Origin of the sequence: Paraburkholderia fungorum (genome assembly GCF_046026025.1) — a bacterium.
Lineage (GTDB): Bacteria > Pseudomonadota > Gammaproteobacteria > Burkholderiales > Burkholderiaceae > Paraburkholderia > Paraburkholderia fungorum_E.
Genome location: NZ_JAQQFL010000015.1, coordinates 75,585 through 102,201, shown reverse-complemented (window position 1 = coordinate 102,201; position 26,617 = coordinate 75,585). Strand labels below are relative to the sequence as shown.

25 protein-coding genes and 1 pseudogene are annotated in these 26,617 nt (G+C 61.4%); 12 read left to right on the top strand and 14 right to left on the bottom strand.

What is annotated here, in order from left to right; genetic code table 11:
• The first annotated feature begins 132 nt into the window (after positions 1–132).
• The 4 genes from phnA to PQR67_RS18180 all read left to right on the top strand — a co-directional run bounded on the left by phnA (position 133) and on the right by PQR67_RS18180 (position 4,236).
• Positions 133–1,368: a phosphonoacetate hydrolase gene (gene phnA, locus PQR67_RS18195; RefSeq protein ID WP_408461968.1), complete on the top strand. Its 1,236-nt coding sequence runs from the start codon at positions 133–135 to the stop codon at positions 1,366–1,368.
• Positions 1,369–1,381: 13 nt separating this feature from the next.
• Positions 1,382–2,836, top strand: a complete 1,455-nt coding sequence (gene phnY / locus PQR67_RS18190; RefSeq protein WP_408461965.1) for a phosphonoacetaldehyde dehydrogenase — start codon at positions 1,382–1,384, stop codon at positions 2,834–2,836.
• Between the two features lie 190 nt (positions 2,837–3,026).
• Positions 3,027–3,344 (top strand): hypothetical protein, encoded by a 318-nt coding sequence (locus PQR67_RS18185; protein ID WP_408461963.1) that lies wholly within the window; start codon positions 3,027–3,029, stop codon positions 3,342–3,344.
• A 52-nt stretch (positions 3,345–3,396) separates the two neighbouring features.
• Entirely contained in the window at positions 3,397–4,236 is an 840-nt protein-coding gene (locus PQR67_RS18180; RefSeq protein WP_408461960.1) for a DUF6566 family protein, read from the top strand.
• Positions 4,237–4,290: 54 nt separating this feature from the next.
• Here the strand turns inward: PQR67_RS18180 and PQR67_RS18175 are convergent, their stop codons facing one another.
• From PQR67_RS18175 to PQR67_RS18140, 8 genes are all read right to left on the bottom strand, one after another.
• Complete coding sequence (locus PQR67_RS18175) at positions 4,291–5,163, bottom strand: transporter substrate-binding domain-containing protein (protein WP_408461958.1); 873 nt, start codon at positions 5,161–5,163, stop codon at positions 4,291–4,293.
• Positions 5,164–5,329: 166 nt separating this feature from the next.
• Positions 5,330–5,539, bottom strand: a complete 210-nt coding sequence (locus tag PQR67_RS18170) for a hypothetical protein (RefSeq protein ID WP_408461956.1) — start codon at positions 5,537–5,539, stop codon at positions 5,330–5,332.
• A 31-nt stretch (positions 5,540–5,570) separates the two neighbouring features.
• On the bottom strand, positions 5,571–5,816 hold the full coding sequence (locus PQR67_RS18165; protein ID WP_408461953.1) for a hypothetical protein: 246 nt from the start codon (positions 5,814–5,816) through the stop codon (positions 5,571–5,573).
• Between the two features lie 134 nt (positions 5,817–5,950).
• Positions 5,951–6,583, bottom strand: coding sequence for a response regulator (locus tag PQR67_RS18160; protein WP_408461950.1), 633 nt, complete (start codon positions 6,581–6,583; stop codon positions 5,951–5,953).
• On the bottom strand, positions 6,580–8,220 hold the full coding sequence (locus tag PQR67_RS18155) for a response regulator (RefSeq protein WP_408461948.1): 1,641 nt from the start codon (positions 8,218–8,220) through the stop codon (positions 6,580–6,582). The genes PQR67_RS18160 and PQR67_RS18155 overlap by 4 nt, the downstream gene beginning before the upstream one ends.
• Positions 8,217–10,382 carry an ATP-binding protein gene (locus PQR67_RS18150; protein ID WP_408461945.1) on the bottom strand — a complete coding sequence of 722 codons (2,166 nt, stop codon included), beginning with the start codon at positions 10,380–10,382 and terminating at the stop codon, positions 8,217–8,219. The genes PQR67_RS18155 and PQR67_RS18150 overlap by 4 nt, the downstream gene beginning before the upstream one ends.
• A gap of 212 nt (positions 10,383–10,594) precedes the next feature.
• Entirely contained in the window at positions 10,595–10,936 is a 342-nt protein-coding gene (locus tag PQR67_RS18145; RefSeq protein WP_408461942.1) for a hypothetical protein, read from the bottom strand.
• 200 nt (positions 10,937–11,136) lie between these two features.
• A complete protein-coding gene (locus tag PQR67_RS18140; protein ID WP_408461939.1) occupies positions 11,137–11,988 on the bottom strand; it encodes a transporter substrate-binding domain-containing protein in 852 nt (283 codons plus the stop codon).
• A 502-nt stretch (positions 11,989–12,490) separates the two neighbouring features.
• Between PQR67_RS18140 and bamE the strand changes: the two genes are divergently transcribed.
• The gene (gene bamE, locus PQR67_RS18135; protein WP_408461936.1) at positions 12,491–12,871 is read left to right on the top strand and encodes an outer membrane protein assembly factor BamE domain-containing protein; all 381 of its coding nucleotides are present in this window, start codon (positions 12,491–12,493) and stop codon (positions 12,869–12,871) included.
• A gap of 326 nt (positions 12,872–13,197) precedes the next feature.
• The gene (locus PQR67_RS18130; RefSeq protein WP_408461933.1) at positions 13,198–14,922 is read left to right on the top strand and encodes a methyl-accepting chemotaxis protein; all 1,725 of its coding nucleotides are present in this window, start codon (positions 13,198–13,200) and stop codon (positions 14,920–14,922) included.
• A 19-nt stretch (positions 14,923–14,941) separates the two neighbouring features.
• Here the strand turns inward: PQR67_RS18130 and PQR67_RS18125 are convergent, their stop codons facing one another.
• From PQR67_RS18125 to PQR67_RS18115, 3 genes are read right to left on the bottom strand one after another with little or no spacing between them, the layout of a single operon-like run.
• Positions 14,942–16,411 (bottom strand): efflux transporter outer membrane subunit, encoded by a 1,470-nt coding sequence (locus PQR67_RS18125; protein ID WP_408462175.1) that lies wholly within the window; start codon positions 16,409–16,411, stop codon positions 14,942–14,944.
• Between the two features lie 17 nt (positions 16,412–16,428).
• Positions 16,429–18,069, bottom strand: a complete 1,641-nt coding sequence (locus PQR67_RS18120; RefSeq protein WP_408462172.1) for an MDR family MFS transporter — start codon at positions 18,067–18,069, stop codon at positions 16,429–16,431.
• Positions 18,047–19,189: an HlyD family secretion protein gene (locus PQR67_RS18115; protein ID WP_408461930.1), complete on the bottom strand. Its 1,143-nt coding sequence runs from the start codon at positions 19,187–19,189 to the stop codon at positions 18,047–18,049. The genes PQR67_RS18120 and PQR67_RS18115 overlap by 23 nt, the downstream gene beginning before the upstream one ends.
• Positions 19,190–19,349: 160 nt before the next feature.
• Between PQR67_RS18115 and PQR67_RS18110 the strand changes: the two genes are divergently transcribed.
• The gene (locus PQR67_RS18110) at positions 19,350–20,111 is read left to right on the top strand and encodes a CerR family C-terminal domain-containing protein (RefSeq protein ID WP_408462169.1); all 762 of its coding nucleotides are present in this window, start codon (positions 19,350–19,352) and stop codon (positions 20,109–20,111) included.
• A gap of 229 nt (positions 20,112–20,340) precedes the next feature.
• Positions 20,341–20,931, top strand: a complete 591-nt coding sequence (locus PQR67_RS18105) for a TetR/AcrR family transcriptional regulator (protein ID WP_408461927.1) — start codon at positions 20,341–20,343, stop codon at positions 20,929–20,931.
• A gap of 72 nt (positions 20,932–21,003) precedes the next feature.
• Here the strand turns inward: PQR67_RS18105 and PQR67_RS18100 are convergent.
• Positions 21,004–21,156: pseudogene (locus PQR67_RS18100) on the bottom strand (DL-methionine transporter permease subunit); the annotation flags it as partial.
• A gap of 161 nt (positions 21,157–21,317) precedes the next feature.
• Here PQR67_RS18100 and PQR67_RS18095 point away from each other — a divergent pair.
• The 3 genes from PQR67_RS18095 (at position 21,318) to PQR67_RS18085 (ending at position 23,440) form a co-directional block, all read left to right on the top strand.
• The gene (locus PQR67_RS18095; RefSeq protein WP_408461924.1) at positions 21,318–22,028 is read left to right on the top strand and encodes an SDR family NAD(P)-dependent oxidoreductase; all 711 of its coding nucleotides are present in this window, start codon (positions 21,318–21,320) and stop codon (positions 22,026–22,028) included.
• Positions 22,029–22,100: 72 nt separating this feature from the next.
• Positions 22,101–22,337, top strand: coding sequence for a tautomerase family protein (locus PQR67_RS18090; RefSeq protein WP_408461921.1), 237 nt, complete (start codon positions 22,101–22,103; stop codon positions 22,335–22,337).
• A gap of 191 nt (positions 22,338–22,528) precedes the next feature.
• A complete protein-coding gene (locus PQR67_RS18085) occupies positions 22,529–23,440 on the top strand; it encodes a LysR family transcriptional regulator (RefSeq protein WP_408461918.1) in 912 nt (303 codons plus the stop codon).
• A 93-nt stretch (positions 23,441–23,533) separates the two neighbouring features.
• Here PQR67_RS18085 and PQR67_RS18080 read toward each other — a convergent pair whose 3' ends face one another.
• Both PQR67_RS18080 and PQR67_RS18075 read right to left on the bottom strand, forming a co-directional pair.
• Entirely contained in the window at positions 23,534–24,790 is a 1,257-nt protein-coding gene (locus PQR67_RS18080) for an MFS transporter (protein WP_408461916.1), read from the bottom strand.
• 119 nt (positions 24,791–24,909) lie between these two features.
• Positions 24,910–25,836, bottom strand: a complete 927-nt coding sequence (locus tag PQR67_RS18075) for a LysR family transcriptional regulator (protein ID WP_408461913.1) — start codon at positions 25,834–25,836, stop codon at positions 24,910–24,912.
• A gap of 171 nt (positions 25,837–26,007) precedes the next feature.
• On the opposite strand from PQR67_RS18075, the gene mug reads away from it, so the two are divergent.
• Positions 26,008–26,586 carry a G/U mismatch-specific DNA glycosylase gene (mug, locus tag PQR67_RS18070; protein WP_408462166.1) on the top strand — a complete coding sequence of 193 codons (579 nt, stop codon included), beginning with the start codon at positions 26,008–26,010 and terminating at the stop codon, positions 26,584–26,586.
• Positions 26,587–26,617: the final 31 nt, after the last annotated feature.

The window sequence follows — 26,617 nt, the reverse complement described above, 5'->3', positions numbered from 1 at the left end:
GTTCGACTTGTTGAATTTGTTGTCTGTTGTTGACAATCTACAAAGCATCAATTTTAATGTCAAGTATTGCCTCACTTTGCCACACAATGCCACATCGCCATTCCCCGGCTTACCTACCCAAAAGGACATGTCATGAGCGCAACACCGGTTTCCATTGAAGTGAACGGCCGCAGCTACAACTGGATGCGCAGGCCTGTCGTCGTGGTTTGCGTGGACGGCTGCGCCTATGAATATCTGGAACTGGCGGCAGCAGCCGGGGTCGCGCCCTTTATTGGCAAGCTGCTGCGTCCCGGTACGTCGCTCAAGGGCGACTGCGTGGTGCCGAGTTTCACGAACCCGAACAACCTGTCGATCGTGACCGGCGTGCCGCCGGCCGTGCATGGCATTAGCGGCAACTACTTTTTCGATCGCGACAGCGGCACCGAGGTGCTGATGAACGATCCGAAGTACCTGGTCGCCCCGACCGTACTTGCCGGTTTCGCCGAACAGGGTGCGAGCGTTGCGGTGGTCACCGCAAAAGACAAACTGCGCCGCTTGCTCGGCAAAGGTCTGAAGGGGGTCTGCTTCTCAGCGGAGAAAGCCGACGAAGCCACGCTCGAGGAAAACGGCATCGACAACCTGCTCGAACTGGTCGGCAAGCCGGTGCCGAGCGTCTATAGCGCGGATCTGTCCGAGTTCGTGTTCGCGGCCGGCGTGCGCCTGCTCGAAACCCGCGAGATCGACCTGATGTACCTGTCGACCACCGATTACGTGCAGCACAAGTGCGCCCCCGGCACACCCGGCGCCAACGCGTTCTATCAGATGATGGACGGCTATCTGCAGCGGCTCGACGAGTTGGGTGCGATCGTCGCGCTCACCGCCGATCACGGCATGAATGCGAAGCACAACGAAGATGGCGAGCCCAACGTGATCTATCTGCAGGAGCGCTTCGACGAGTGGCTCGGCGAAGACGCTGCCCGCGTGATCCTGCCGATCACGGATCCCTACGTGGTGCATCACGGAGCGCTCGGGTCGTTCGCGACGGTCTATCTGCCTGCCTCAGCCGATCTCGAAACGATGCGCCGCCGGCTCGCCGCCGAGCCCGGTATCGAACTGGTGCTGACCGGCGCTGAAGGCTGCGCGCGCTTCGAACTTCCGCCGGCGCGTATGGGCGACCTCATCGTGATCTCGACGCGCGACGTGGTGCTCGGCACGCGCCGTATCAAGCACGATTTGTCCGGCCTCGACGTGCCGCTGCGCTCGCATGGCGGCCTGTCCGAACAGATCGTGCCGCTGCTGTTCAATCAGCCGGTCGCGAAATCCGTCAGCGAGCGGGCGCGGCTGCGCAATTTCGACATCATCGACATCGCACTCAACCATCTTCAATGACCGGGGACTAGAAATGAATGCTGTTGCTGAATTGAAGACTCAATTGCAGGTACGTCATGAAGCGCTACGCATTGGTGGCGAAAAAATCTTTCGCGACGAAGTGATCGAAGTGCGCAACCCTTACGACGGCAGTCTCGTCGGCACCGTGCCGAAAGCGACGCTTGAAGACGTGCGCCACGCATTCGAATTCGCGCGCGCGTATCGTCCTTCGCTGACCCGCTATGAACGCGCCGCCATCCTGCGTCGTGCAGCCGATGCAGTGCGTGCACGCACCGAAGAAATCGCCGCCGTCATTACGGCGGAGGCCGGCTTGTGCAAAAAGGACTCGATCTACGAAGCCGGCCGCGTGGCGGACGTGCTGGTGTTCGGCGCGGGCGAAGTGCTGAAAGACGACGGTCAGATCTTTTCGTGCGACCTCACGCCCCACGGCAAGAAACGGCGCGTCTATACGCAACGCGATCCGCTGCTGGGCGTGATCTCCGCGATTACGCCGTTCAATCATCCGATGAATCAGGTCGCGCACAAGATCGTACCGTCGATTGCAACGAACAATCGCATCGTTGTGAAGCCGTCGGAGAAGGTGCCGCTGTCATGCTATCTGCTTGCCGACATTCTCTATGAGGCAGGCCTGCCCGTGCAGATGCTCCAGGTGTTGACGGGCGACCCGAGCGTGATTGCCGACGAACTGATCACGAACCCCGCCATCGATCTCATCACGTTTACCGGCGGTGTTTCGATCGGCAAATCGATCGCCTCGCGCATGGGCTACCGGCGCGCCGTGCTCGAACTGGGCGGAAACGACCCGATCATCGTGATGGAAGATGCCGATCTCGACGAGGCCAGCTCGCTCGCCGTATCGGGCTCGTACAAGAATTCAGGCCAGCGTTGCACGGCGATCAAACGCATGCTGGTGCACGAGGCGGTTGCCGACCGCTTCACGGATCTGGTCGTGGAGAAGACACTCGCGTGGAAGTATGGCAATCCGGCGGACGGCTCGGTCGACATGGGCACGGTGATCGATGAGGCTGCCGCGCAATTCTGCGAACGCCAGGTCAACGACGCCTTGTCGCGCGGCGCCCGTCTGCTTGCGGGCAATGTTCGCGAAGGCGCGCTTTACTCGCCGACGGTGGTCGACCGGGTCACGCCCGACATGCCGCTCGTCAAGTACGAAACCTTCGGACCGGTGTCGCCGATCATGCGCTTTGCCAACATCGACGAAGCGATCCGCATGTCGAACTGCACGGACTACGCGTTGTCTTCGTCGGTCTGCACGAACCGCTTCGACTACATCACGCGCTTCATTACCGAACTGGAAGTGGGCAGCGTGAATGTGCGCGAAGTGCCCGGCTACCGGCTCGAACTCACACCGTTCGGCGGCGTGAAAGACTCGGGGCTCGGTTACAAGGAAGGCGTGCAGGAGGCCATGAAGAGCTTTACCAATACGAAGACTTACTCGCTGCCGTGGTGAGTGACGGAAGCGAATGACCGAAGTGAGTACGGAAAGTGATTGTCAGATCTGACCCCTGGCAATCCATAAGGATTTCCTGACCCGAAGTTCAGCATCGACTGTCCGTTTTTTCTCGATGTCCCGACAGCCCCGGAACAATTGTCCGCATAGCATGAATGCGTCATCTATTGTCATTTGCCCGGGTGCTGTCATGTTCCCCTACTTGTCCGAGCGCGAGAATTCCGTCGAGCACATCAACGCGATGTGCCTGAACTTGTTCGACGTGTGGTGCGAAAGCAGAAGCGTCGTGCCATTGAGGCATCTGCTGAGCGGCTGGCCACTGACGAATAGCGACCCCGAGGCCCTCCGGCGTCTCGCCACCGCGCTGCGCGATCTCAGACGACACGATCTGTACGACACCAGGGGTGCCTCGTTTGAGGATATCTGCGAACTGTCGGACTGCGTCGAGGATCTGCTTGCCCTGTCGTCGCTGTCGTCCCTGTCAACGTGGGCGATGGGCACCGCGTAGCGCAAGCGGAGAAGCCTGGCCCGCGCAATGCAACGAGTAGGGGGAGGACAGCGTGCATTTCAACGAAATCACCGACGAAGAATGGCGGCAGTTGGCGCCCATCCTGGCGGATGCTGTCATCGCTCATGGGCAACGCGGCCGGCCCCGCGCGCGGGTTCGGCTGGTGGCCAACGCCGTGCTGTGGATCCTCACCACCGGAGAGCCGTGGTCCCGGTTGCCCGGCACCTTCCCGTCGGTGCCGACCTGCCGGCGAAGCCTCGAGAAATGGCGCTCGTCCGGCGCCCTCGCGCAAATGCACCGGCTCCTCTCGAACGCCGGACGCAGTTTTCGCTGCGGCCCGAACGGGCTGCTGGAACTCCATCACGCCGCGCCACGAATCATTGAGCGTCAACCCAGGGACGAGGGCCTTAGGAAGGTGTTCTGGAAAGACCAGGCATCGTGGCAGACACCGCAGGGCACACGGCGGCCACGTCTTACGATGGATACGTTCACCCAGATTGCACGGCAACTGCCGACTGCTTCGTCTGCCACGCCTGAACACGTCCCAACCCGCGAGCCGGTCGCACGCCCTCGCTGCATCCATCAGGCTGTCTCGCCCTGGATGGGCCTTGCGTCGAATGGCAGATGCGAACTCGATCCGCGCGGCTATGTTGTCTACCTTGCCGCCGATCCGGTAGCCAACGGCCGCTTCCGCGGATGGGCCGAGATCGTGCGGGATGCCCGGCGGATCGCCCGCTCCGGGCTGATTGGCCCGAGCTTCAGGAACACCGAGGCGGCGCAGCAGTATGCATTCGAATGGGCGCGACGCTGGATCGACGACGCACTCGGTAGCAACAGCGACGACGCCGAAGTCGAGAACGATATCTGGCAGCGAAAACTCCGATCCGGGTAAGCGGTGCATCGCGGTCCATTGCGGTCCACTAAATGCACGCCCGTACGACTCGCCTCAGAGCATCCAGTACTCGTCTGGAATTTTGCGGTCCGCTTCGGAGAGATAGGGATTGTCCAGTTGAAAGGTCTTGCGCAACGCAGGTCTTGCGAGCGCCAGCGCATTCTGAATGTAGGGATGCGAATTGAACAGTTTCATGTAAGTACCGTCGCGATACGCCTGCACGAGGCCCTTCTCAATCGTCCGCGCGAGCGCTTCGTGGCCCGTCGCGACGTAGAAAATAAAATCGGACCGGTACTTCAGCATCAGCCGCTTCTCCACCACCAGATCCGGATCGAGGCGCCGGCGAGCCTCCAGCTCGGCGAACGCTTCAACCACGCCTCTCGGGTAGTAGTCGACTCGCCCGCTCTGGGTCATTTCGAACAGCGACTCGTAAGTCGACGTCTGAACGTTCAGGCCTGCTGTCTTCAGGATATCGGTATCGATCCAGCCTAGTCCCTGACAACACGTGAATGCCTTCAGATCCGAAAAACGCTCGACTCTGTCGAAATCCCGTTGCCGGTCTTTTCTTATGATGAATACCCGATAGCCGATCAGTCCGCGATGGATCGGAATGCGCACCACGTTCAGGCCGCGTTCAGACGTAGCCTCCATGCTGGTCCAGTGCAGATTGATCGTATTGCTGCCGTTCGCCAGTTCGGCCAGCGCGCGGCCACGCTCCATGACGATGTCGGTCTGCCGCGCCGTATAGGGAGCATTCGCCGTTTTCATCGCCAGATCGAGGACGGCAAGTGCAAACGCAGCATGCACATCCGCACCGGGACGGATGCGTGGATAAATGATGTTGAAGGGCTCGGCCGGCGCCGCAGGCGTGCCAAGCGTCACGCCTGCGGCGCCCAGTGCAGCCAGTACAAAACGCCTGCGATGCATGAATGGAGCGGCTTCTAAACACGGGATGGTGCGCCCGGATAGGCGCATCCCCGGGCAGGCACACGCCTGAACGGTGTTTCATCGTGCCATGCGTGGCGCATACAGGCAAACCGTGCTTTCCCGCTGACGCAGTAGTTGCAGTAGACGCCTCAGTGAGCCGGAGCGGTCAATGAACCCTGCCGAACATCGCGCTGACACCCTCCGCGGGCGTCAGCCCTACGCTGAAATAGCCTTCCAGCCTCAAGGCGGTCACGTCGTCGAGTATGTAAGGCGGCCGGATGAAGCCGATCAAAAACGCGTGGTCATACCATTCGCTCATCCACACACGCAATTCCGTCTCGCGCGCCGACAATTCCACCGAGTACTCCGCGCTCATTCACGTTTCTCCCTTGTCCGGACCCGTCAGGTCACGCCACGAGCCGCTCGAAGCCCATCCTGCCCAGGTTGTCCACGGGCGGAAATACGTGCCAGGTACCGTCGGCGTGCCGGTAAAAAAACAGCTCGACCGGACCCTCAGGCCGCCTGATTTCAATGCAAACCCGGCAGGTCACACCGTCCTGCGAACCATGCAGCGCGAGCAAACGGGCGGGCATCGCGCCCGCGGTCGCCTGCAATTTTTCGCGCAAGCCGCGCAGTGAACTTTTCGTCGCCATCGCTTCTGTCCCTCGCACTACGCGTTCCTGTACACCAATCGTGAGGTAACGGGACATTTTTTTCCGTCAGCAGCGATGGATTGTGCATTCAGGAAACGCTGGTTCCAGGCTCAGGATTTCCTTAATGGCGCGGCTTACTCCTTGACCAAACCGTGTCTGATTGCATATCGGATCAGTTCGGCGTTGTTGTTGAGGCCGAGCTTCTGCATGAGACGCATCTTGTGAGTGCTGATGGTCTTGGCACTGAGCGAGCACGAATCGGCAATCTCATTGATCGCCTGGCCGGCAGCCAGCATTCGCAACACCTGGAATTCACGGTCGGACAACACCTCGTGTGGCGGCGCATCGCCGGAATGAGTCTCGAAGACCATGGCATCGACCAGCTTCGGATCGATGAAGCGTCCACCGCCGGCCAGCTTGCGAATCGCCGCGAGCAGCACGTCGGGATCGCTGTCCTTCGTAACATAACCGGTTGCGCCGGCTCGCAGCGCGCGCGAAACGACCTGCGCCTCGTTATGAATACTCAGCACGAGTATGGGCAACGCGGGCTGCTCGGCGCGTACACGCCGGATCAGATCGACGCCGCTGATGCCGGGCATCGTCATGTCCAGCAGCACCAGATCGAAGCTCCTCGCGCGCAGCCGCTCGAGCACTTCTGAACCCTGCGCGGCCTCAGCCGCGACGACGATGTCCGTCGTCGTGGCGATAATCTGTTTCAGGCCTCCACGCACAACAGCGTGGTCGTCAGCAATTAGAACGTTGATCATTTTTTATCCCCGCCGGTTAGCGGAATGTGAATGGAAATGGCGGTGCCCATGCCTGGCGCGCTGTCGATTGTCATCACCCCGCCGATCAGGCGGGCACGCTCCTGCATGCCGAGAAGACCGTACGAATAACCGGTACGCGCCACGACCGGGTCGAAACCGCAGCCGTCGTCGCTTACATGGAGGTCGAGCGTTGCCGCGGTGCTGGTCAACGTCACGTCGACGCGCGCCGCATTCGCATGGCGGCCAACGTTGGTGAGCGATGCCTGAACAATGCGAAACACGGCGGTAGCGCAGGCCTCCGGCAACACCGGCTCGCCACCGTTGATATGCAACTGGCACGGAACGCCGTTGCGGCGGACAAAATCTTCGACCAGCCACTCCAGCGCCGACACGACCCCGAAGTTCAGCGCCACCGGCCGCAGATGGTTCGCGACATTGCGGACCATCCAGATCGTTTTCTCGACGAGCTCACGCATATCGTCGGCTTTGCGCATCACATCGGAATCGTGGTCGAGACGCATTTTCAGCAGCGAAACGTCCATCTTCAAGGCGGTCAACAGTTGGCCCAGTTCATCGTGGATTTCCATCGCGATACGCTTGCGCTCTTCCTCGCGAATCGCCTCCATGTACGCGGACAATTCGCGCAACTGATTGCGCGATTCGAACAACTCCTGCTCGATACGCTTGCGCGCCGTGATGTCGCTCAGGCCGACGTAGATCGCCGGCGCATCGTCGAATGTCGCCACGCGCGCGGTCGCCATGGCCCAGAATGCCGAACCGTCCGCTCGCCGCATGTGGACTTCGCTGTTATTGAAGCTGCCTTCATTGCGAAGATGGGACACCAGCCGGTCGCGATCGTCGGCATCCACATAGAGATCGACGATGTTGGTCAGCATGCCCGCGCGCGCATCGAGGCCGAACAGTTCGCGCAGCGGCTCATTCGCGTACAGAATGACGCCTTCGGGCATCGACGTAATGCACAGCGGGACGGGACTGGTTTCGACAATCGTGCGAAAACGCGCTTCGCTTGCCTGCAATTTCGCTTCCGCCCGGCGGCGCTCGTCGACCTGGGCGGAAAGCCTCGCGTTCGACTCCGCCAATTGCCTCGTGCGCTGCTCGACCTGCTGTTCGAGGACATCGCGCGCGAGCGACAATTCGGTCTCTGCCTGCTGGCGCACGGCCACCTCTTTCAGCAGTTGGCGGTTCTGCGAGACAAGCCGCCGGTGCATCACGCGCAGCGCGAGATGCGTCTCGATCCGCGCCATCATTTCATTGACGCGCACGGGCTTCGCCACATAATCGACGCCGCCAGCCGAGAAACCCTCGACCATATCGTCGCCGCCCGTCAACGAGGTCATGAAGATCACCGCGATATCGCGCGTGCGTTCATTCGCCTTGAGCCGCCGGCAGGTCTCGAAGCCATTGATACCCGGCATCTTCACGTCGAGCAGGATCAGGTCCGGTTGCGAAAACAGCGCCCGTTCGAGCGCCTCTTCGCCGTCGAGTGCAACGAGTACCCGAAACCCGCGCTCTGTCAGGCTATCGACAACCACCCCAAAATTCGCGGGCGTATCGTCCGCGATGAGGATCGTCGGCCGCTCGCCGGCATCGATGTCCGTATCGTTGGGATCGCTCATGGCTTGGGCTCGACATTCAAGTATCGTTCGACCAACTGAAGGATGGCTTTCGACTCGTAGCCCCGGGCGAGCGCGCGCAGCGGCGCCGTGAACGCGTGATAACGCGGATCGCGCGCCGCCATTCGCTCGGCCCAGACAATGATTTCTTGCATGTCGCCGAGGCGGGCAAGATGATGCAGTTCTTCCATCTGTTGCTGAGGCACCGCCGCCAGACTTATCTCGGGCATGCTGGCGCGCGCGGACGGTGGCGACGCCGCGTGAACCCACGTCACGCCAAGCAACGTGGCGATCTGGATCAGCAACGCGTCGAGATCGAGCGGTTTGGAAAGGAATGCGTTCACACCTGCGTCCATGCTCACAGCCCGGTTGATTCCGGAGGGACTGGCAGACATGGCAATGATCGGAACCTGTGCAAAGGCCTCCAATCGGCGTAGCTTGCGCGTCAACTCCAGTCCGTTCATTTCGGGCATCACAATGTCCGTGAGAATGAGTGCGGGGAGTTCGTGCTGCGCCTTCTCGAACCCCTCGCGACCGTTTTCCGCTTCGACCATGGCAAAGCCGAGGCGGCTCAGCAGATCCACCGCAATCGCGCGATTGATCTCGACGTCATCGACCACCAGCACCTTCCTGCGCGGCCCCTCATAACCCAGCAACGTATCCGGCCACGGCGCGGCGGGTGGGGCCGTGCGCAGCACCGGCGGCAGGTTCGCCGCCGGCAAGTCGAAGCGGAAGATACTGCCCTGCCCAACACGGCTTTCGACCTCGATCTGGCCGCCCATCGCACCCACAAACTCCCGGCTGATGGCCAGACCGAGGCCGGCCCCGCCGGCCCGCCGCTCGGCCGCGCCCAATTGCTCGAAGGGCTCGAAGATCGCACTCAGTTGATCCGGACCGATGCCGATCCCGGTATCGCGCACTTCGAAACGAACGTGGTTCGACCCGGACCTCGAGATATGCAGGCCGACACAACCAGAATCGGTGAACTTCACGGCGTTTGCAAGCAGGTTGAGCACCACCTGCCGCAAGCGCCGCTCGTCGGCACGCACGCCGGTGGGCGCATCCACGGTGATTTCACAGACGAAGCCAAGACGCTTCTGCTCGGCCTTCACGCTGATGATTTCCCGAATCACATCGACAAACCCCGCCAGACGCACATCGCAGATTTCGACCCGCAGCTTGCCCGCTTCGATTCTCGCGAAATCGAGCGTGTCTTCGATCAGTGTCAGCAGATGTTCGCCGCTTTTACGGATCGCCTCGACGCGTTCGCGCTGCCGCTCACTCAGCATGACATCGCGCGCGAGGATCTGGGCATAGCCAAGAATACCGTTCAGCGGCGTGCGTAGTTCATGACTCATATTCGCCAGGAACTCGCCTTTGGCACGGTTGGCCGCTTCCGCCAGATTGCGGGCTTCGCGCTCAGCCGCCGCGTCCCGCTCGTCGCGATACGCGTAATACAAGCGCGCGCTCATCGTATTGAATGCGGCCGCCACTCGGTCAAGCTCGTCCGGATCACGCGGTTTGCGACGCTGAAGCGTGAATGGTTGCGGCGTCTTACGGAAATCGTAGCCTTCCACCGTGCGCGCAATGGCAGCGACGTGCCGCATCACGAGACGGGACAGAATATAGACGATGAACAGCGAGACGAGGAAGGTGTTAGCGGCCTGCGTGACCAGAATCATCGCGGCGGTTCGGGTCAGCTCGTGGTACAGATCGAGCAGTGTCGCCTCGACGTAGAGCTCGCCGATCTGCCGCTCTTTGCCCTGTACTTTGTAGACAAGCGGAAACGTGCGGGCGACGACCGGGCCGGCCGAGTGCTGACCGGCGCTCATGTAGGCCGACTGCCCTTTGTCCCCCACCTCGCGAATTTCCACGGCACGGATGTCGGCGAGACGCAGAATGCCGTTCAGTTCCAGTTGCAACTGGGCGTGGTCCAATCGCCAGAGCGCCTCCGCGAGACTGTCGCGATTGCTGCGATCGATGTCCGCCAGGCGACTTTCAATCTGCTCGACCCCGCGGTGGTAGTCGCGGTAAAGCTGCAACCCGGTCAACAGCACGGTGACGACACCACTGACGAGCAACACCGTCACGAGCAGCCGCAACACGAGGCTACCCCGGAAGCGGTTAATCAAACTCCACCATGTGTCGAACAGATTGTGCTTCATACATCCCCGCGAGTGCTACGGTTCTAGTTTCGTCTATTCTGCACTCGTTGCCGCAGCGAAATACTGACACGTCGGCCGTCGCGTCGGCAGGGTGGCGATTCGATGTTTGCGCCTGCCTGGCCAGTTGATTGTTAGCCGGTTCGGGGTTTTCCCGGGCCCGACCGGCGCTCACACGGAGTGGAACGCGCCCTGACTCATCTGAAGATGAGCGTTCATTTCCCGTACAGGACCCGCACCACAGGCGGTTCATCGGCTACGGCCTTCTGTAGATAGATCCGGGGATACAGCACAATTTCATCGATACATGAAACCAGCTCGCACAGGATCGGCCAGATGCGACCGCCGAGTGCGTCGGGATCCGATCTGCCCAGTTCGCGCATTCCGTCCGCCAACCGCTTCACGGATGCATGCCCCTTATCCGGCAACGGCCAGCTATGTAACAGGTAGCCGAGCGGGACGACGCTTCTGCTTTCACACCACGTCTCGAACAGGTGCTGACACGCTGTGTTCAGGCGTTCAAACACGTGTTCGTGGTTTTCTGAATGACCGCTCATCACGAGCCCGTTGACAAAGACGACGATAATTCATCCTAGGTAGGCCGGCCGCGCTACGCAGTCAGGAAGCCCGGAAAAATGCACTTCCGGTCTGCTGAATATGCTGTCAGGAAATCCTGAATGCCGGCGCAGGTTGGCCGGCCCGCCCCGGCAAGCCAGTCGTCACCACCGCAAGGATGCCGGACGAACACGCACGCGTATCAGCTCATCCAGTACTTGTCCGGAATCTGGCGATCCCCTTCGGAAAGATACGGATTGTCGAGAAGGAACACCTTGCGATTCGCGAGATCGGCGCGGGACAGCGCGTCCTGAATGTAGGGGTGGGTGTTGAACAGCTTCATATACGAGCCGTCGAGATAAGCTTTTAGCAGCCCGCTATTGATGGTCCGGGCCAGGTTTTCCTGCTCGGCGGCGACATAGAAGATGAAGTCCGACCGGTATTTCAGAAGCAGGCGCTTCTCGACGACCAGGTTCCGCTCGCGGTGCCGCGGTTCGTCCAGTTCCGCGAAAGCCTCAACCACGCCGCGCGGAAAATAATCGAGCCGGCCGCCCTGGATCATGTCGAACACCGTTTCATAGGGAACCGTGTTGATGCTCAGGCGCGCGGCTCTCATGATCTCCGTATCGACCCAGCCAAGCCCCTGGCCACCCGTCAAGGACTTCAGATCGGACAGGCTCTGAATCCGGTCGAAGTCCGCCTGGCGATCTTTTCGTATGACAAATATCCGGTAGCCGATCAGGCCGCGATTGATCGGAATCCGTACCACGGGCAAGCCTCGTTCTGCCGCTGAGTCCGTGCTGGTCCAAAGCAGATTGATGGCATCGCCGCGGCCGGCCAGTTCTGTCAGCGCACGTCCCCGTTCCATCAGGACGTCGGCCTGCCGCGCCACGTATTCGGCACCGGCCGCTTTCATGGCGAGATCGAGCACCGCCAGCGGGAAGACCGCACGTGCCCGGTCTTCGGGCTGGTAATGTGGGTAAACGATTTCAAATCGGTCAGCAGGAGCCGCATGCGCACGAAGCGTCACGCCTGCCGCACTCAGTGCAGCCAATACAAAACGCCTGCGTTGCATAGATAGTTTCGACGCATGAGCGATATGCCCTTACTGCCGCGGATCGCCCAGAATCACACCGTGTCAAAAAACCATCGTGCCACGATTCGTATAAGCATACAAAGGCGTTTTTTCTCTCAAAGCAATTGATCGAGTGATCGGCTGGTCATGGACGGACACTGTTTGTTCTACTGAAAGAACGTGCGCCGACGGGGATGTCCTCGCGATGGCCGGCTCCCACACCGGCACCCTTGCATGCTGCATGAAACACGGAGTGAGTCCCGCTCGCGGACGGCAAGCCTGATACGGTTCCGAGGCTGAGAACAAAAATTGAACCGTCCGGGCAGTTCGTCATGCTAGCATCAGGCCCGGATTGGCAAGGGTAACGCGCCACCCCACTATGCGAAGGGCACACGTCGAGCGTGACGGGCGGGCTTTGCGCGCTCACTCGCTCTGTAATGGGCATCAGATTGAACCAGATATTCGGTGAAGGAGAGATGGTATGAAAGGCTTGCGAACCACGATGACCCTGTCGATCGTATGCGCGTGCTTTCTGGTCGGCTGCGCCTCGACAGTGACCGGGATCAAACCCGAGGATGTATCGGACTTCAGGCCCGGCGTGACGACAAAGCAGCAGGTGCTTGCCAGACTGGGTACGCCATCGTCAGCCTCCACGCTGCCAAATGGATCGACGTTCCTGGTTTATGCGTCCACCGAATCACGGCCGTTCTCGGCGCTATTCATTTCAAACATGAATCCAATGGGCGGTAACAATGCCGCCCCTACCTCTACGATCAGCTTCGAGTTCGGACCGGACGGCGTACTGAATGCCTCGAACACCGTTTCTTCGGGCTTCGCTCCGCAAACGCCTCGACAGCCGTAGACACACTGGTGCGGGGAGTTCACTTCTTCACCTCTCCCCCGCCCTGAAGCACTGAGGATCACACCCGCCAGAGTACGGAGGCGTACTCACGTGATGGGCGAGAAGGCGGACGCCATGACATTGCGCTCGTTCCATCAGATCATTACATCCAATCCCCGGCTTCCTTACATTTACACTCCCTGCCCCATCTTCAAGAAATCCATACGCGGTTTTACTGAAGAAATCGAAGCGCTTTGCCGTATACGCATACGTCGCCAGCGATATCGGCACTCTCCCTTTGGGTTTCACCCAGCCCAACCCCGGCACTACTTTTCAACGAGCGCGAGATGGATAACTTCTTACAAACAATCAGGTTCAAGATCATTCTCGCGTTTGGGGTGTGCGTGATACTCATGGCCGCGATCGGCCTGTTTGGAATACTGAAGCTCTCGACACTCAACGCGAACGTGGCCGACGGATACAACGGCAACACGGTCCCGATTTCCGATTTGTCGGAAGTACGCCAGGCTAGTGCAGATATTCGCCTTCAGTTGAGACGAATCCAGGTGTATCGCGACCAGGGAAAAACGAGCGCGGCGATTGAAAAAATCCGCAGTGACGAGGCGAGCCTCAACAAAGCATGGAACCACTACTATCCAAGCGGCGTTTCCAGTGACAAGGAGCGCGAAATCGCGGACAGGATCAAGAATGCCCTGCAGGAAACGCTCGCGACAGTCGACCAGGCGGTGCTTGCGTTCGGTTCCGGCAACTACGACGCGGCCACCCCGTTCATCGACAAGACAAATGTGGTCGGTGATACCCTGGCAGCGGCGCTAAACGAAGACGCAGCGCTAAATCTGGCTCAGGCCCAGCAGTTTGTTGTCGACAGTGACGCGACGTTCAGGACAACTCTCTGGATCAGCATCGCCTTTCTTTTCGCCGGCATTGTGGTTGCTGTCGGCATGTCGGCTTACCTGCTGCGTGCGATCTCGCAGCCGCTCAACAAGGCCGTCGATCTGGCGAACCACATCGCAGACGGCAAGCTTGAAAATCGCGTCGTCGTCGATTCGCGCGGTGAGTTCGGTCAGCTTCTCGAAGCACTGGGCAAAATGGACGGGCGGCTTGCCGATACGGTTCGCGGCATCAAAACGTCGACCGATTCCGTCACGGTCGCGTCGCGCGAAATCGCCAGCGGCAACCTGGACCTGTCAGCCCGCACCGAGGAACAGGCGGCATCGCTCGAGGAAACCGCGGCCAGCATGACGCAGTTGACGGAAACGGTGAAGCAGAACGCCGACAATGCACGCCAGGCGAACGCTCTCGCAACCAATGCCACGAACATGGCCGATTCAGGCAACGACTCGGTTCAGGTCATGGTCGGCACCATCGGCCAGATCAGCAGCAGTTCAAGCAAGATTTCCGAAATCACCAGCGTGATTGAAGGCATTGCTTTCCAGACCAACATCCTGGCGCTAAACGCAGCCGTCGAAGCCGCTCGCGCGGGCGAACAGGGGCGAGGCTTTGCCGTGGTGGCGAGCGAGGTGCGCAGTCTGGCCCAGCGCTCTGCTGCCGCTGCCAAGGAGATCAAGGAACTGATCAGCTCGTCGGTCACCATGATTCACGACGGCGCGCAGCAGGCAACCGAAGTCAGCGCGACCATGGGGCAGGTCAAGCAGGCCATCAAGCAGGTCTCCGACATCGTCGGTGAGATTGCTGCCGCGTCTGAAGAACAGAGCCGTGGCATCGAGCAGGTGAATCAGGCCGTGGGCCAGATGGACGAAGTGACCCAGCAGAATGCGGCCCTGGTTGAGGAGGCGGCAGCAGCGGCGCAGTCGCTTGAAGAACAGGCGACCCGGCTGAAGGAAGCCGTCTCCGTGTTCAAGCTCGCCGATACGGCGCAATCCACGGCACACATGGCGATTCCGCACAACAAGCCTCGCTTGCCGGCTTCCACGATTGCCGCCGCGCGTCGCGTTGAGCCGACCCGACCGAAGCTTGCTCCAACCATCGCGGCTGACAAATCTCCAGCACTCGTAGCCGATGCGGCGAAAGCGGACTGGGAAACTTTCTGATCCCTCAACGGCAGGCGCACTAACCTTGCTGCGCCTGCCAGCCTAAGCCGAGGCTTTTCTGCAGCGACACAAAGTTCTTGAGCAGTTCGGCCTGTCCCGCAACGACATTCTGCTGCGCGGTGAATTCCTGGCGCTGCGTATCGAGCAGATCGATCAGTGTGGCGACGCCCGCGGAATAGCGCTGCCGCATCAGCGTGGCCGAGTGGCTTGCGGATGCCTCCACCTTCTGCAACGTGACAACATGCTCTCGCTGATGCCCATAGCGCGAGAGCGATGAATTCGCGTCCTGCAGCGCGCCGAGCACGGCCTTCGTATAACGGGCTTCGGCCTCGTCACGCGATGCCTCGGCCGCATGCACGCTGCCCAGCGTGCGCCCGAAATCGAACGCGTCCCATTGCAGATACGGCACGCCGAGCCAACTGAAGTTGTTCTTGCGCAGGAGATGCCCCGGATCGGCCGCGCTGAAGCTGAGACTGCCCAGCAGCGTCACCTTCGGGAAAAAATCCGCAACGTGTTCGCCAATCTGCGCATTGCTCGACGCGAGCCGCCGCTCCGCTGCGCGAATGTCGGGGCGCTGCTGCAACATCACGGAGGGATCGCCGATTGCAACCGTCTCAGGCAACGCCGGCAGCGGCCGTTTGGTGGCGAGCTGGTCGTCCAGCGCGCCGGGCTCACGACCGGTCAACACGGCGAGGCGGTCGAGCGAATCGGTCAGTTGCGCGTCGAGCGGAATCAAGGTCGCGCGCGTGTTCTCGACCTGCGTGGTCAGGCGTTCGACATCGATGTCCGCCGCCGTGCCGCGCTGCCGGCGCTGCTCCGTAAGCGTCAACATTTTCTGTTCGGTCTCGGCCTGATGCCGCGCGAGCTCAAGCCGCGTCTGCTGATCGCGCAGATCGACGTAGGTCTGCGCAACCTCGGCCGCGAGCGACACCTGCGTGTCGGCAAGATCGGCGTCGACCGCTTGCGCATCCGCCGACGCCGCTTCGACGGCGCGCCGCGTGCTGCCAAACAGGTCGATTTCCCACGACGCGTCAAAACCCGCGGTATAGAGCTGCAACGGACCGCGACCCGCCGACGATCCACTGCCGCCCGACGAGTTTCCCGAACTGAGCGAACCCAGATCGGGCTCGCGCATGCGCAGCGCGGCGGCAGCGCCTGACACCTTCGGCAACTCGTTCGCACGTTGCACCTGCAATTGCGAGCGCGATTCCCGCAGCCGCGCCTGCGCAATATGCACATCGGGACTGTGCGCAAAGGCGGCGGCAATCAGATCGTTCAGTTGCGGGTCGTTGAATGCGAGCCACCACTGGTTCGGCGCGGGCGTCGCGGTCATGCCGGCGGCCGGCGAACGCACGAAGGTCGCGCTGCTGCGGGCGTCCTGCGCAACCGGGGGCGCGCCGTGATAATCGGGGCCGACCGTGCAACCCGATAAAGCGGACAGAAGCGCGGCGGCGGCCAGTGCGAAACACGAGGGGCGGATGAACATCATGACGGGATAAGAAGACATTAGTGACCGGCGGACGAAGGCGGCGGCGCATTCCGGCGCGGCGTTTTCAGAAGCAACGCAAGCGGAATACAGAGGATCATCGCGATGCCGAGCAGATAGAAGGTTTCCGAATAGGTCATCACGACGGCCTGCTGCTGGATCTGCACCCCGAGTTGCCCCAGCGCGCGCATCTGCGAATACGCCATGTCACCGGTATGAGCAAACCAGTTCGCCGCACTCCCTGCCAGGCTCTCCTGGCCGATCAGAGAATTGGCGCTGACGGACTCGCGGATCATCGCGGTGTGAAACGTGGTGCGCCGGTCGATCACGGTGCCGATGATTGCGAGGCCGATCGACCCGCCGAGGTTGCGCGCCATGTTGTACAGACCGGCGGCGTCGCCAGAATCTTCGCGCGCCACGGCCGCCATCGACGCCTGATTGAGCGGCATCATGGCGAGCATCTGGGCAGTGCCGCGTATCAGTTGCGACCAGACGAAATCGTGCCCGACGCTCTGCGCCGTCAGGTCGATGTCGATCATGCAGCTGATCGCGTACAACACCAGCCCGGTGATCACCAGCACGCGGAAGTCGACTTTGCCCAGCAGCCGCGGCAGGATCGGCATGATCATGAAAGCGGGCAGCCCGGAAAGCAGCATGATCGCGCCAGACTGTTCCGCGTTGTAGCCTGCAACCACGCCGAGAAACTGCGGCACCAGATACGACACACCATAAAGCGCCGCGCCGACCGCTGACACAATCACAATCACGCTGGCGTAGTTTGGATTGCGCATCAGGCTCAGACGCACGATCGGTTTCTTCGCGGTCAGTTGCGAGGCGACGATCAGGAGCATGCCCAAGACCGACACGCAGGTGAGCGTGACGATCGTCGACGATTCGAACCAGCGCTCGCGTTGACCTTCCTCGAGCACCACCGTTAGCGAACTGAGGCCGATCGCGAGGCCGACGATGCCGAGCCAGTCCGCTTTGAGAAACGCCTCCCAGTGGGGCCGGTCTGACGGCAGACCGACAATCAACAGCGTCATGAGCGCGAGGCAGATCGGCAGATTCATGAAGAAGCACCAGCTCCAGCTGATGTTCTCCGCGAGCCAGCCGCCCACGACCGGCCCAAGCAACGGCCCGAGCAACACGATCAGGCCGAACATGGTCATGCCGACCGGCAACTGCGAAAGCGGCAGGCGCGTGCGGATGATGGTCTGCGCCGTTGGGATCAGCGCGCCGCCCGTGAAGCCCTGGCCGATGCGCCCGGCAATCATCATGGGCAAGGTGTGCGACCAGCCGCACATCATCGAGAATGCGATGAACAGCGCTGAATTGGTCAGCAGGAAATTGCGCAGGCCGAACACGCGCGTGAGCCACGCCGCGAGCGGAATCATCACGATTTCCGACATCAGATAGCCTGTCGAGATCCAGGTGCCCTCGGTACCGGTGGCGCCGATTTCGCCCTGGATCTGCGGCAGCGCGGAGTTCGTGATCGAGATGTCGAGCGTCGCCATCAAGGCGCCGAGCGCACCTGCGGCGACGGCGATCCAGTCGCCGACGCTGGCGCGCTCCTCAGCGTGCGGCGCGGCCGGCGTTGCGGCGGCCGGCGCTCCGGCGGCCGGCGTTCCGGTTCCCGGCTCAGCCACGATGGTTCTCGGCATCGATACGCGCGTCGCGATCGCGCGCGGAACGCGTGTCGACATCCACGTTCACCGACAACCCCGGCAAGAGCACGCTACGCGTCTCCACACCCGTGTCGATACGAATCCGCACGGGCACCCGCTGCACGATCTTCGTGAAGTTGCCGGTGGCATTTTCCGGCGGCAGCAGCGCGAATTGCGAGCCCGTGCCAGGCGAGAAACTGTCGATCACGCCGCGCAGCGTATGACCGGGCAACGCGTCGACGTGCATTTCCACCGGCTGACCGACGCGCATCCGGCCCACCTGCGTTTCCTTGAAATTGGCCAGCAGATAGGTGCTCTGCACCGGCACGACGGTCAGCATCCGCGTGCCGGGTTGCACGTACTGACCGACGCGCACGGTGCGATCGCCGACCTGGCCGCCGAGGACACTGCGCACCACGGTGTTGTCGAGATCGAGTTGCGATTGCTGCGCGCTTGCCTCAGCCGCTTCGAGTTGCGCGCGTGCCTGCGCGAGCTGCGCGGTGGCCGACCCGATCTGCGAGCGCGCGGCGGTGACCGCCGCGGCGTTCGCCGTGAGCGTGGCGTTGGCCTGATCACGGCTGCTGGTCAATTCCGCCAGCCGTTCGCTCGTTTCGGCGCCGGTTGCGACGAGCGGTGCGTAGCGCCGCACTTCGTCGCTCGCATGGTGCGCGTTCACCTGTGCCACCTGCTGCTGCGCCTGGGCCTGGGCGATATTGGACTGCTGCTGCTTGATGTCCGCCTGGGCACGTTCGATGTCGGCCTTGCGCGCGTCGATCGTGGCCCGCGCCTGGTCGAGCGCGACCTGATACTGGCGGGCGTCGAGATGGACAAGCGGGTCGCCGGGTTTCACAACCTGGTTGTCCGCGACGTAAACTTCCGTGACGTAGCCGGCGATCTTGGGCGCAACCGTGACGCTGTCAGCCCGCAGATAGGCGTCGTCGGTGCTTTCGATAAAGCGCCCAACCGTCCACCAGCGGGCGAGCCAGACCGCCGCGACAATCAGCGCGACGACGCCGAGCGCGATCAGCACCGTTCGCCGGCTGGGGCGCCTGGCGGTTGATGCCGGCTGGTCTTCGGCAGGGAGCGGGCGGGAGGGAGAGCCTGCGGTCGTTGACATCTCGGTAGTCCAATTGTTTCCAGTTGGCAAAATTATTCCACTCGATACAATTGTGTCAAGTGATATATTTCGGAAGAAATCTCCCCACAGGATTGGCTTCGGGTGTCACCCGCTGGAACGTCCTCCGGGGCGCAATGGAAAGAAACGCGGAGAGCAATACATGAACACCGCAAAGAAGCTGCGCCGTTCGCCGGAAGGCGGCTATGCGCGCGGCGACGAGACGCGTCAGCGGATCATCGAGGCGGCGATCGAACTGTTTGGCGAATACGGTTTCGATGGCGCCTCGACGCGCGATATCGCAGCCCACGCGGGCGTCAACGCGCCCGCGCTGCAGTATTACTTCGAGAATAAGGAAGGCGTGTATCGCGCGTGTGTCGAAGCGCTCGCCGACGACGCATGGAAGACCTTCGGGCCGGCCATCGCGGATGCACAAGAAGCGTTGCGTGAAAACGCCGGCACTGCGGCGCTGATCGATGCCTACATCCGTATTCAGGGAACCGTGGCGGATGGCGTCTTCGCGAAAAGGAATAATCGCGGCCGGCGGCTTTTCTTCGCCCGCGAGCAGGCCGGCCAGGAACCCAAAAGTGCGACGCAGATTCTGGCCAGCCGAATCCGCCAGCCGCTCTCCAATGCAACCGCAGCACTCGTGGCGCGAATTTCCGGGCGTGCCGCCGACGATCCGGTCACCCTGATCCGCAACTTCAGCCTGCATGGGCAAATGGTGATTTTTCACGTCGCGCAAAGCTCCACGCTGTCGATGCTCGGCTGGAAAAGCATCGATGCAGAGAAGATCGAACTGCTCAAGTCGACCATAAGCGACCAGACGCGAATACTGCTTGAACAATGGAGCCGGGAGCGTGACGAGGGGCATGCCGCCGCCGTGCAGACCACGGGTAAAGGAAAGCCACGCAAGCAGTCGTAAGCCCGTCACGGCTGCACAACGAACACAGAGATGGACGCTCGTCTACCGCGACGCCAAAGGGCTCCGCCCCATCACCCAGCCGGGTTTGGTGCAACGATGAGCCGGTGAACCCTTGTTAGAATGGCAGGTCACGCATGGGCGACACCTGCTTTGGCAATCTGACGGCGTTTCGCGCGGAGGTTGTCCGAACTACGGTTCGTACAGTGGCCCTCACATCTCATAGGAAGACATGGATAATCCTAGCCGTTCGGAGCGATCCCGAAACACCGCCATCAAGGCGGCATTCGTAATCCTGACGAGAGATGGTCCAGGCGGGCTTACCTTCGACGCACTGTCTCGCGAAAGCGGGATCAGCAAAGGTGGGCTACTCCATCAATTCCGTACGAAGGCCGATATCCTCAAGGCGTTACTCGCCTATCAGCAGGATCACTACAGGTCGTTCGCAGATAATTTCCTGGCTGCCAAGGGAGATTCTCTGCGTGAACCCACGCTTTCGTGTCAGATCGCGGTCGTTCGGGAATCGATTAATCAACCGCACTCCGTGGCCAGAGCGATTCTGGCCACACTCGTGGAAGACCCAACGCTGCTCAGCGAAATCCGCGATGAAGACGCGGCGCAGACGCGCAAGATACGCAGCGAGGCCGACGATCCGGACATGGCGCTCTTGCGTCTGGTTGCCGCGCGCGGTTTGGCTTACACCACGCTCCTCGGCCTTTCGCCCATTTCAGACCGGCAACGGGACCGGCTCTTCAAGCTGTTGCTGGATGAAGATCGATGGACGTCCGAGCCTCCTTCCGATTCTGAACAGACCACGGCGTAGACGTTCGCACGTGGCAGATGGCGGCGTTTCATGCAAATTACGTCGCAGATACACAGCCAGCGAACCGAACCCTCAACGCCGGTGAGCCAGCGAACGCACCAGCCGGTCGCCCGTCACCTGCACCGCCTGCACCAACACGATCAACACCGCCACCGTGGCGGCCATGACCTGATTGTTGAAGCGTTGATACCCGTAGCGGATCGCCAGGTCGCCGAGACCGCCACCCAGCAGCGTCACGCCAACAGGACGCATTTGTTCCTCGCAAGCACGACTGTTTGTCCATGGCGGGTATTCGAACTCAGCGGCAATGCGCCTACATTTGAAACCTATCGGAGCCAGTGGCCCGATCAGCATCCGATCCCAGGTATCTCATCAGGAGTTCAATCATGAGCACGTCACAAAAAGTCGTTGTCGTTACCGGTGCATCGCAAGGCATTGGCGCCGAACTGGTCAGCGCATTCCGCAAGCTCGACTACCGCGTTGTCGCAACCGCACGATCGATTCGCCCGACGGACGACCCCAATATCGTGACCGTCGCGGGCGATATTGCCGACCCGGCTACCGCGCGTCGCGTGATTTCCGAAGGCGTCGCCCGCTTTGGCCGCATCGACACGCTGGTCAACAATGCCGGCATCTTCCTCGCCAAGCCCTTCACCAGCTACACCGCGGAAGACTACGCAGCCGCCATCGGCGTGAACGTCTCCGGTTTCTTCTACATCACGCAACTGGCTGTCGCCGAGATGGAAAAGCATGCCAGCGGTCACGTGGTTACGATCACGACCAGTCTGACCGACCAGGCAATCGCGGGTGTCCCGTCCGTGCTGGCCTCGCTCACCAAGGGTGGACTGAACGCAGCCACCAAGTCGCTCGCGATCGAATATGCGAAAAAGGGTATCCGCGCCAACGCCGTCTCGCCGGGTATCATCAAGTCGCCGATGCACGCGGAAGATACCCATGCGGCGCTCGGTGCATTGCATCCGATGGGTCATATGGGCGAGATGAGCGATGTCGTAGGCGCTGTCCTGTATCTGGATGGCGCGTCGTTCGTGACCGGCGAAATCCTGCACGTGGACGGCGGCCAGAGCGCCGGCCACTGATGACTCGTCACTGATCTCCCGGGCGCCGCAGGCCGGCGCCCTTCAAATCAACCGCCGATCACGGAGGGCGACATGCCTATCGTCACGATTCAGGTTACCCGCGAGGGATCCAAACCCGGCAACGATTCCGTCACTGCCGACGAAAAAGCGCGGCTCATTGCAGGCGTCAGTCAGGTGCTGTTAGACGTGCTCAACAAGCCGCTCGAAGCAACCTTTGTTGTCATCGAGGAAGTGAACACCGAGAACTGGGGCTGGGGCGGCTTGCCGGTCGAGCTCTATCGCAAACAGCAAGGCCTCAAACCGGCCTGAACCTCAGGACGTGTCCGGTGGATCATGGCACGTCCTTCTCCGATGACCTTCGCGCTATATCCTGATACTCTGTACGGTCCCCTGTTTCGCACCGAAGGCGATTGCGCCGCCCGTTGCGTTGACTTTGCGGCCGTACCGGGCGCCTTTCTGCCCGATCAAAAAAGCGCGCTACCGAAGGTCGTCGAGAGTCCATGCAGCGTCAATTTGAAGATGTCCTTCTGGGCAGTATCGAACTGTTCTGTCTTGCGGCCGAACTCGAGAGTTTTACGCTTGCCGCGACCGCGGCGAGTGTGACGCCCGCGGCCGTCAGCCGATCAGTCTCGCGCCTGGAAACACGCCTGAATGTGCGCCTGTTTGTGCGGACAACCAGACAGATCCGGCTGACGGATGCTGGAAGGCGGTACTTCGAACAATGCCGCCAGGCGTTGAACCTGCTCACCGACGCCGAACGTGAAGCAACCGGGCAGCAAACCACGCCGAGCGGCGTGTTGCGCATCAGCATGCCGACCCCGTATGGGCACTATCGGGTGCTTCCCCTGCTTGCGGAGTTTCGCGCGCGCTATCCGGGCGTCATGGTCGAAGCACACCTCAGCAACCGCAATATCGACTTTGCGGACGAAGGCTTCGACCTTGCCATTCGCGGACGCGCACCGAGCGATTCCGGTCTGATCGCGCGAAAGATCGAGGATGCGGAACTGGTGGTAGTCGCCTCGCCCGCTTATCTGCGCAGCGCCGCCAAACTGGAAACACCGGATGATCTGATCAATCACGATTGCATCCAGTATGCCCGGCCAAGTACCGGCCGCAATCTCCTGTGGGTGTTCAACCAGGACCGTAAGGAGACCGAGATGATGACGCACGGCGGTTACGGATCGTCGGGCGACGTGCTTTCCGGGGTCACCCTGGCGCGCCATGGGGCGGGCATCTTTCAGACCTATCGCTTCATCGTCGACAAAGACATCGCCGAAGGCACACTCAAGGAATTGCTCGTCCCATATGGCGGTTGTTCGCGCCCGTTCGTGCTGATCTATCCGCACGCGCGGCATCTATCGTCGCGCGTACGGAGCTTTGTCGACTTCCTGATGGAAAAACTGGGCCTGTAGCGGGTCAGTACGAGTCCGAGTGAGAGTGCGAATACGCGCAGGCCACGCGCGCGTTGTGCGTGACCCACTCGTCCGATTCGACACTCGGGCCGGCTAACGCATGCGTGCCCATTGAGCGAGTCCGGCACAGATCACCAGCAGTGCGCCGGTGACGAAAAACACCGAGTGCAGTCCAAACAGGACGCCGATCTGGCCACCGATCACAGGGCCGATGACCTGGCCGCTGAACTGGGCCGATTGCAGATAGCCGAGCATTTGCCCAGTCCTGCTCTCATCGACCGATTGTCTCGCGAGCTTGGCGATAGCAGGCAGCAGGCCGGCGAGCGACATCCCCATCAAGACGCGTAATCCGGCGAGTTGCCACCACTCGGTAACGAACGCTTGCGGCACCATCACCAGACCGGTGACAACCAGACAACCGATGATGACGTTCCAGCTACCGATGCGGTCAGCCAGCGCACCAAGCCGGGCCGCCGTCAGGACGCTGCCCAACGCGGAGCAGGCCATGACCACCCCGGCGATACGCGCGAGATGATCCGCCTGAACATTCAGGCTTCCGATATAAACAGTGATGATCGGCTCGATCGACATATTGGCGAGCAGGACCATCATCGCCGTCACCAGGATCGTTGCGACGACTACGTAATCCGTGCGGCGAGCCGGCACGCCGGTCGTATTGATGCCCCGTCCCCTCGCGTCGGTGGCCGGATGAAAGTCTTCCTTCACGACGAAGACGGTCAGCAGGGCGGCAACGGCGATCATCGCGCCACCGGCGAAAAACGTGCCGCGGATGCCGATCCATCCCGGCAACAATCCCCCGATCAACGGTCCGACCAGGTTGCCCGCGAGTGCGCCAGTCGACAGAATCCCCAGTGCCCAGCCGGCCCGCTCGCGCGGCGCCTGTGTGCCGACCATGACCGTGGAGGCCGACGCGTAACCGCCAACGAGCCCGGCAATCAGACGCAACGCGACCAGTTCATAGACGTTATGGGCCAGGCCGATCAGCGACATCACGATCGCCATGCCCACGGCCGCGCGAATCAGCATCGGCTTGCGGCCGTAGCGATCGGCAAGACGCCCCCAGAGCGGCGCGGTCACAGCGGTGCCGAGAAACGTCGCACCGAACGCAACCCCGGACCACTGGATGACCGCCGACTGGGATTCGACGCCGAGCTGGCGCACGTACAAGGGCAGGAACGGCAACAGCATGCTCAGACTGACGAGCGTCGTGAACGACCCGATCACGCAGACGGCGAGATTGCGTCGCCAGTAAGTCTCGTTGCGCTCGGTGTAACCGCGCAACGCCCCCTGGAAAGGGTTTGATGGGGATTGAGCGACTGCCGGTTCCATAACTTCCTCCCGAAGACGGGCGCGCGCTGCGTACCCTGCCGATAACGGGAATCAGTCTAGATTAAATCGAATCTCGGGAGAATCGCCGTCATAAGGAAGACATTCTTCCGTCGAGAGATTCAATCCACCTCGGTAAACCGTTGAAGCTGCTCGAAATGCTCGCGCAGACGCGGTGCCGCGAAGTCGACGAAAGCACGCACCTTGGGGACCGACAGGCGGCCGTGCGGCGTCAGGAGGTGCACCGGCAGAGGGGAGTGCTCGCTATCGCTCAGCACGATTTTCAGCGACCCGTTCCTGACCTGTTCGGCGATGTGATACGAAAACATCCGGGTCACGCCGTGGCCGGCAACGGTCGAAGCGATCGCCGCCCGGATCGTGTTGACGATAAAACGCGGGGCCAACTGCACGACCTGAGGAATCGTCGAACGGCCGGAAGGCGGAAAGCTCCACGAGTCCAACCCAAAATGCGTCATCGCAACGATTTGATGATGGGCGAGATCGGCCGGTTCGTTGATGGCGGGATGGGTGGCCAGGTATTTCGGTGAAGCCGCGACAACGCGGCGGACTTCGCCGACCGGTATCGCGATCAGCGTCGAGTCCGCCAGATGCGCGATGCGCAGCGCCACGTCGATTCCTTCGTCGATCAGGCTGACTGGACGATCGAGCAGTTGCAGGCGTATCGGGACCGCGGGATGCTGGTCGATGAAGTCGTCGAGTATGGGACGCAGCACATCCTCACCCGCGGCAACCGGTGCGGTTACTGTCAGCAGACCCCGCGGCGCCGAGCGCTCGTCTGCCACCAGCAAATCGGCTTCCTCGAGATCAGTCAGAATGCGTCGGCAGGCCGACGCATAGCGTTCGCCCGCCGTGCTCAGTCTGATCGTCCGTGTGGTCCGGTGCAGCAGGGCCGTTCCGGTGTGCTCCTCGAGGAACGCGATGGCGCGGCTCACCGCGGCCGGGGATCGGCCGAGCCGCCGCCCGGCGCCCGCCAGGCTGCCTTCGTCCAGCGTGGCCACGAACACCTTCATTGCGTCGATTCGATCCATATTTTTAGCGCAGGCTTCTCAATGTCCGTTGCACGTCCAGACCGCTACAAACGCGGTTGTGCAGCGTGAGCGTCGAGTATAAAGGTGCTCCGCCGCGCGCAATCGGAAGACCCGGAAGACGGTATCGTTGAGGTAGCCTGTTGTCCCCACCCGACGGCTCGAATGCACTTCATGAAAAGACTTACACCATCCGTGACTCACTCCGAATCGCTTCAAGGTCTTCCAGATATCCTTGAGCCGGGTTTATCAGTCGTATTTTGTGGCATCAATCCGGGGGTCCGTGCGGCATCGACCGGCCACCACTTCGCCGGCAGAGGCAATCGGTTCTGGCGGGTGATTCATCTGGCGGGTTTTACGCCCGAACAGATGCGTCCTGAAGACGACCGCACATTCCTCCAATATGGCTGTGGCCTGACAACCGCGGTCTCGCGTCCGACCGCACGAGCGGACGAACTATCGCAGTGGGAATTCAAAGCTGCCGCGACGGAATTCGAGCAGAAAATTGAACGGTATCGGCCGCAATGTGTTGCCTTCCTCGGAAAGATGGCGATCTCCGCCATGTCCGGCGAACGCGACATCGACTGGGGCCCGCAACCGGCAGCGTTCGGCGGCGCCCGCGCATGGGTGCTGCCCAATCCCAGCGGACTGAACCGGACATTCAGTCTCGACGCGCTGGTGAGCGCCTACCAGGAACTTCGTCTGGCAATCGCGCCGGTCAAAGTAAGCCCTCGCGATACGTCATATCAGTGAGATTTGCTTTGCTCACCAAACGGAAGATGAT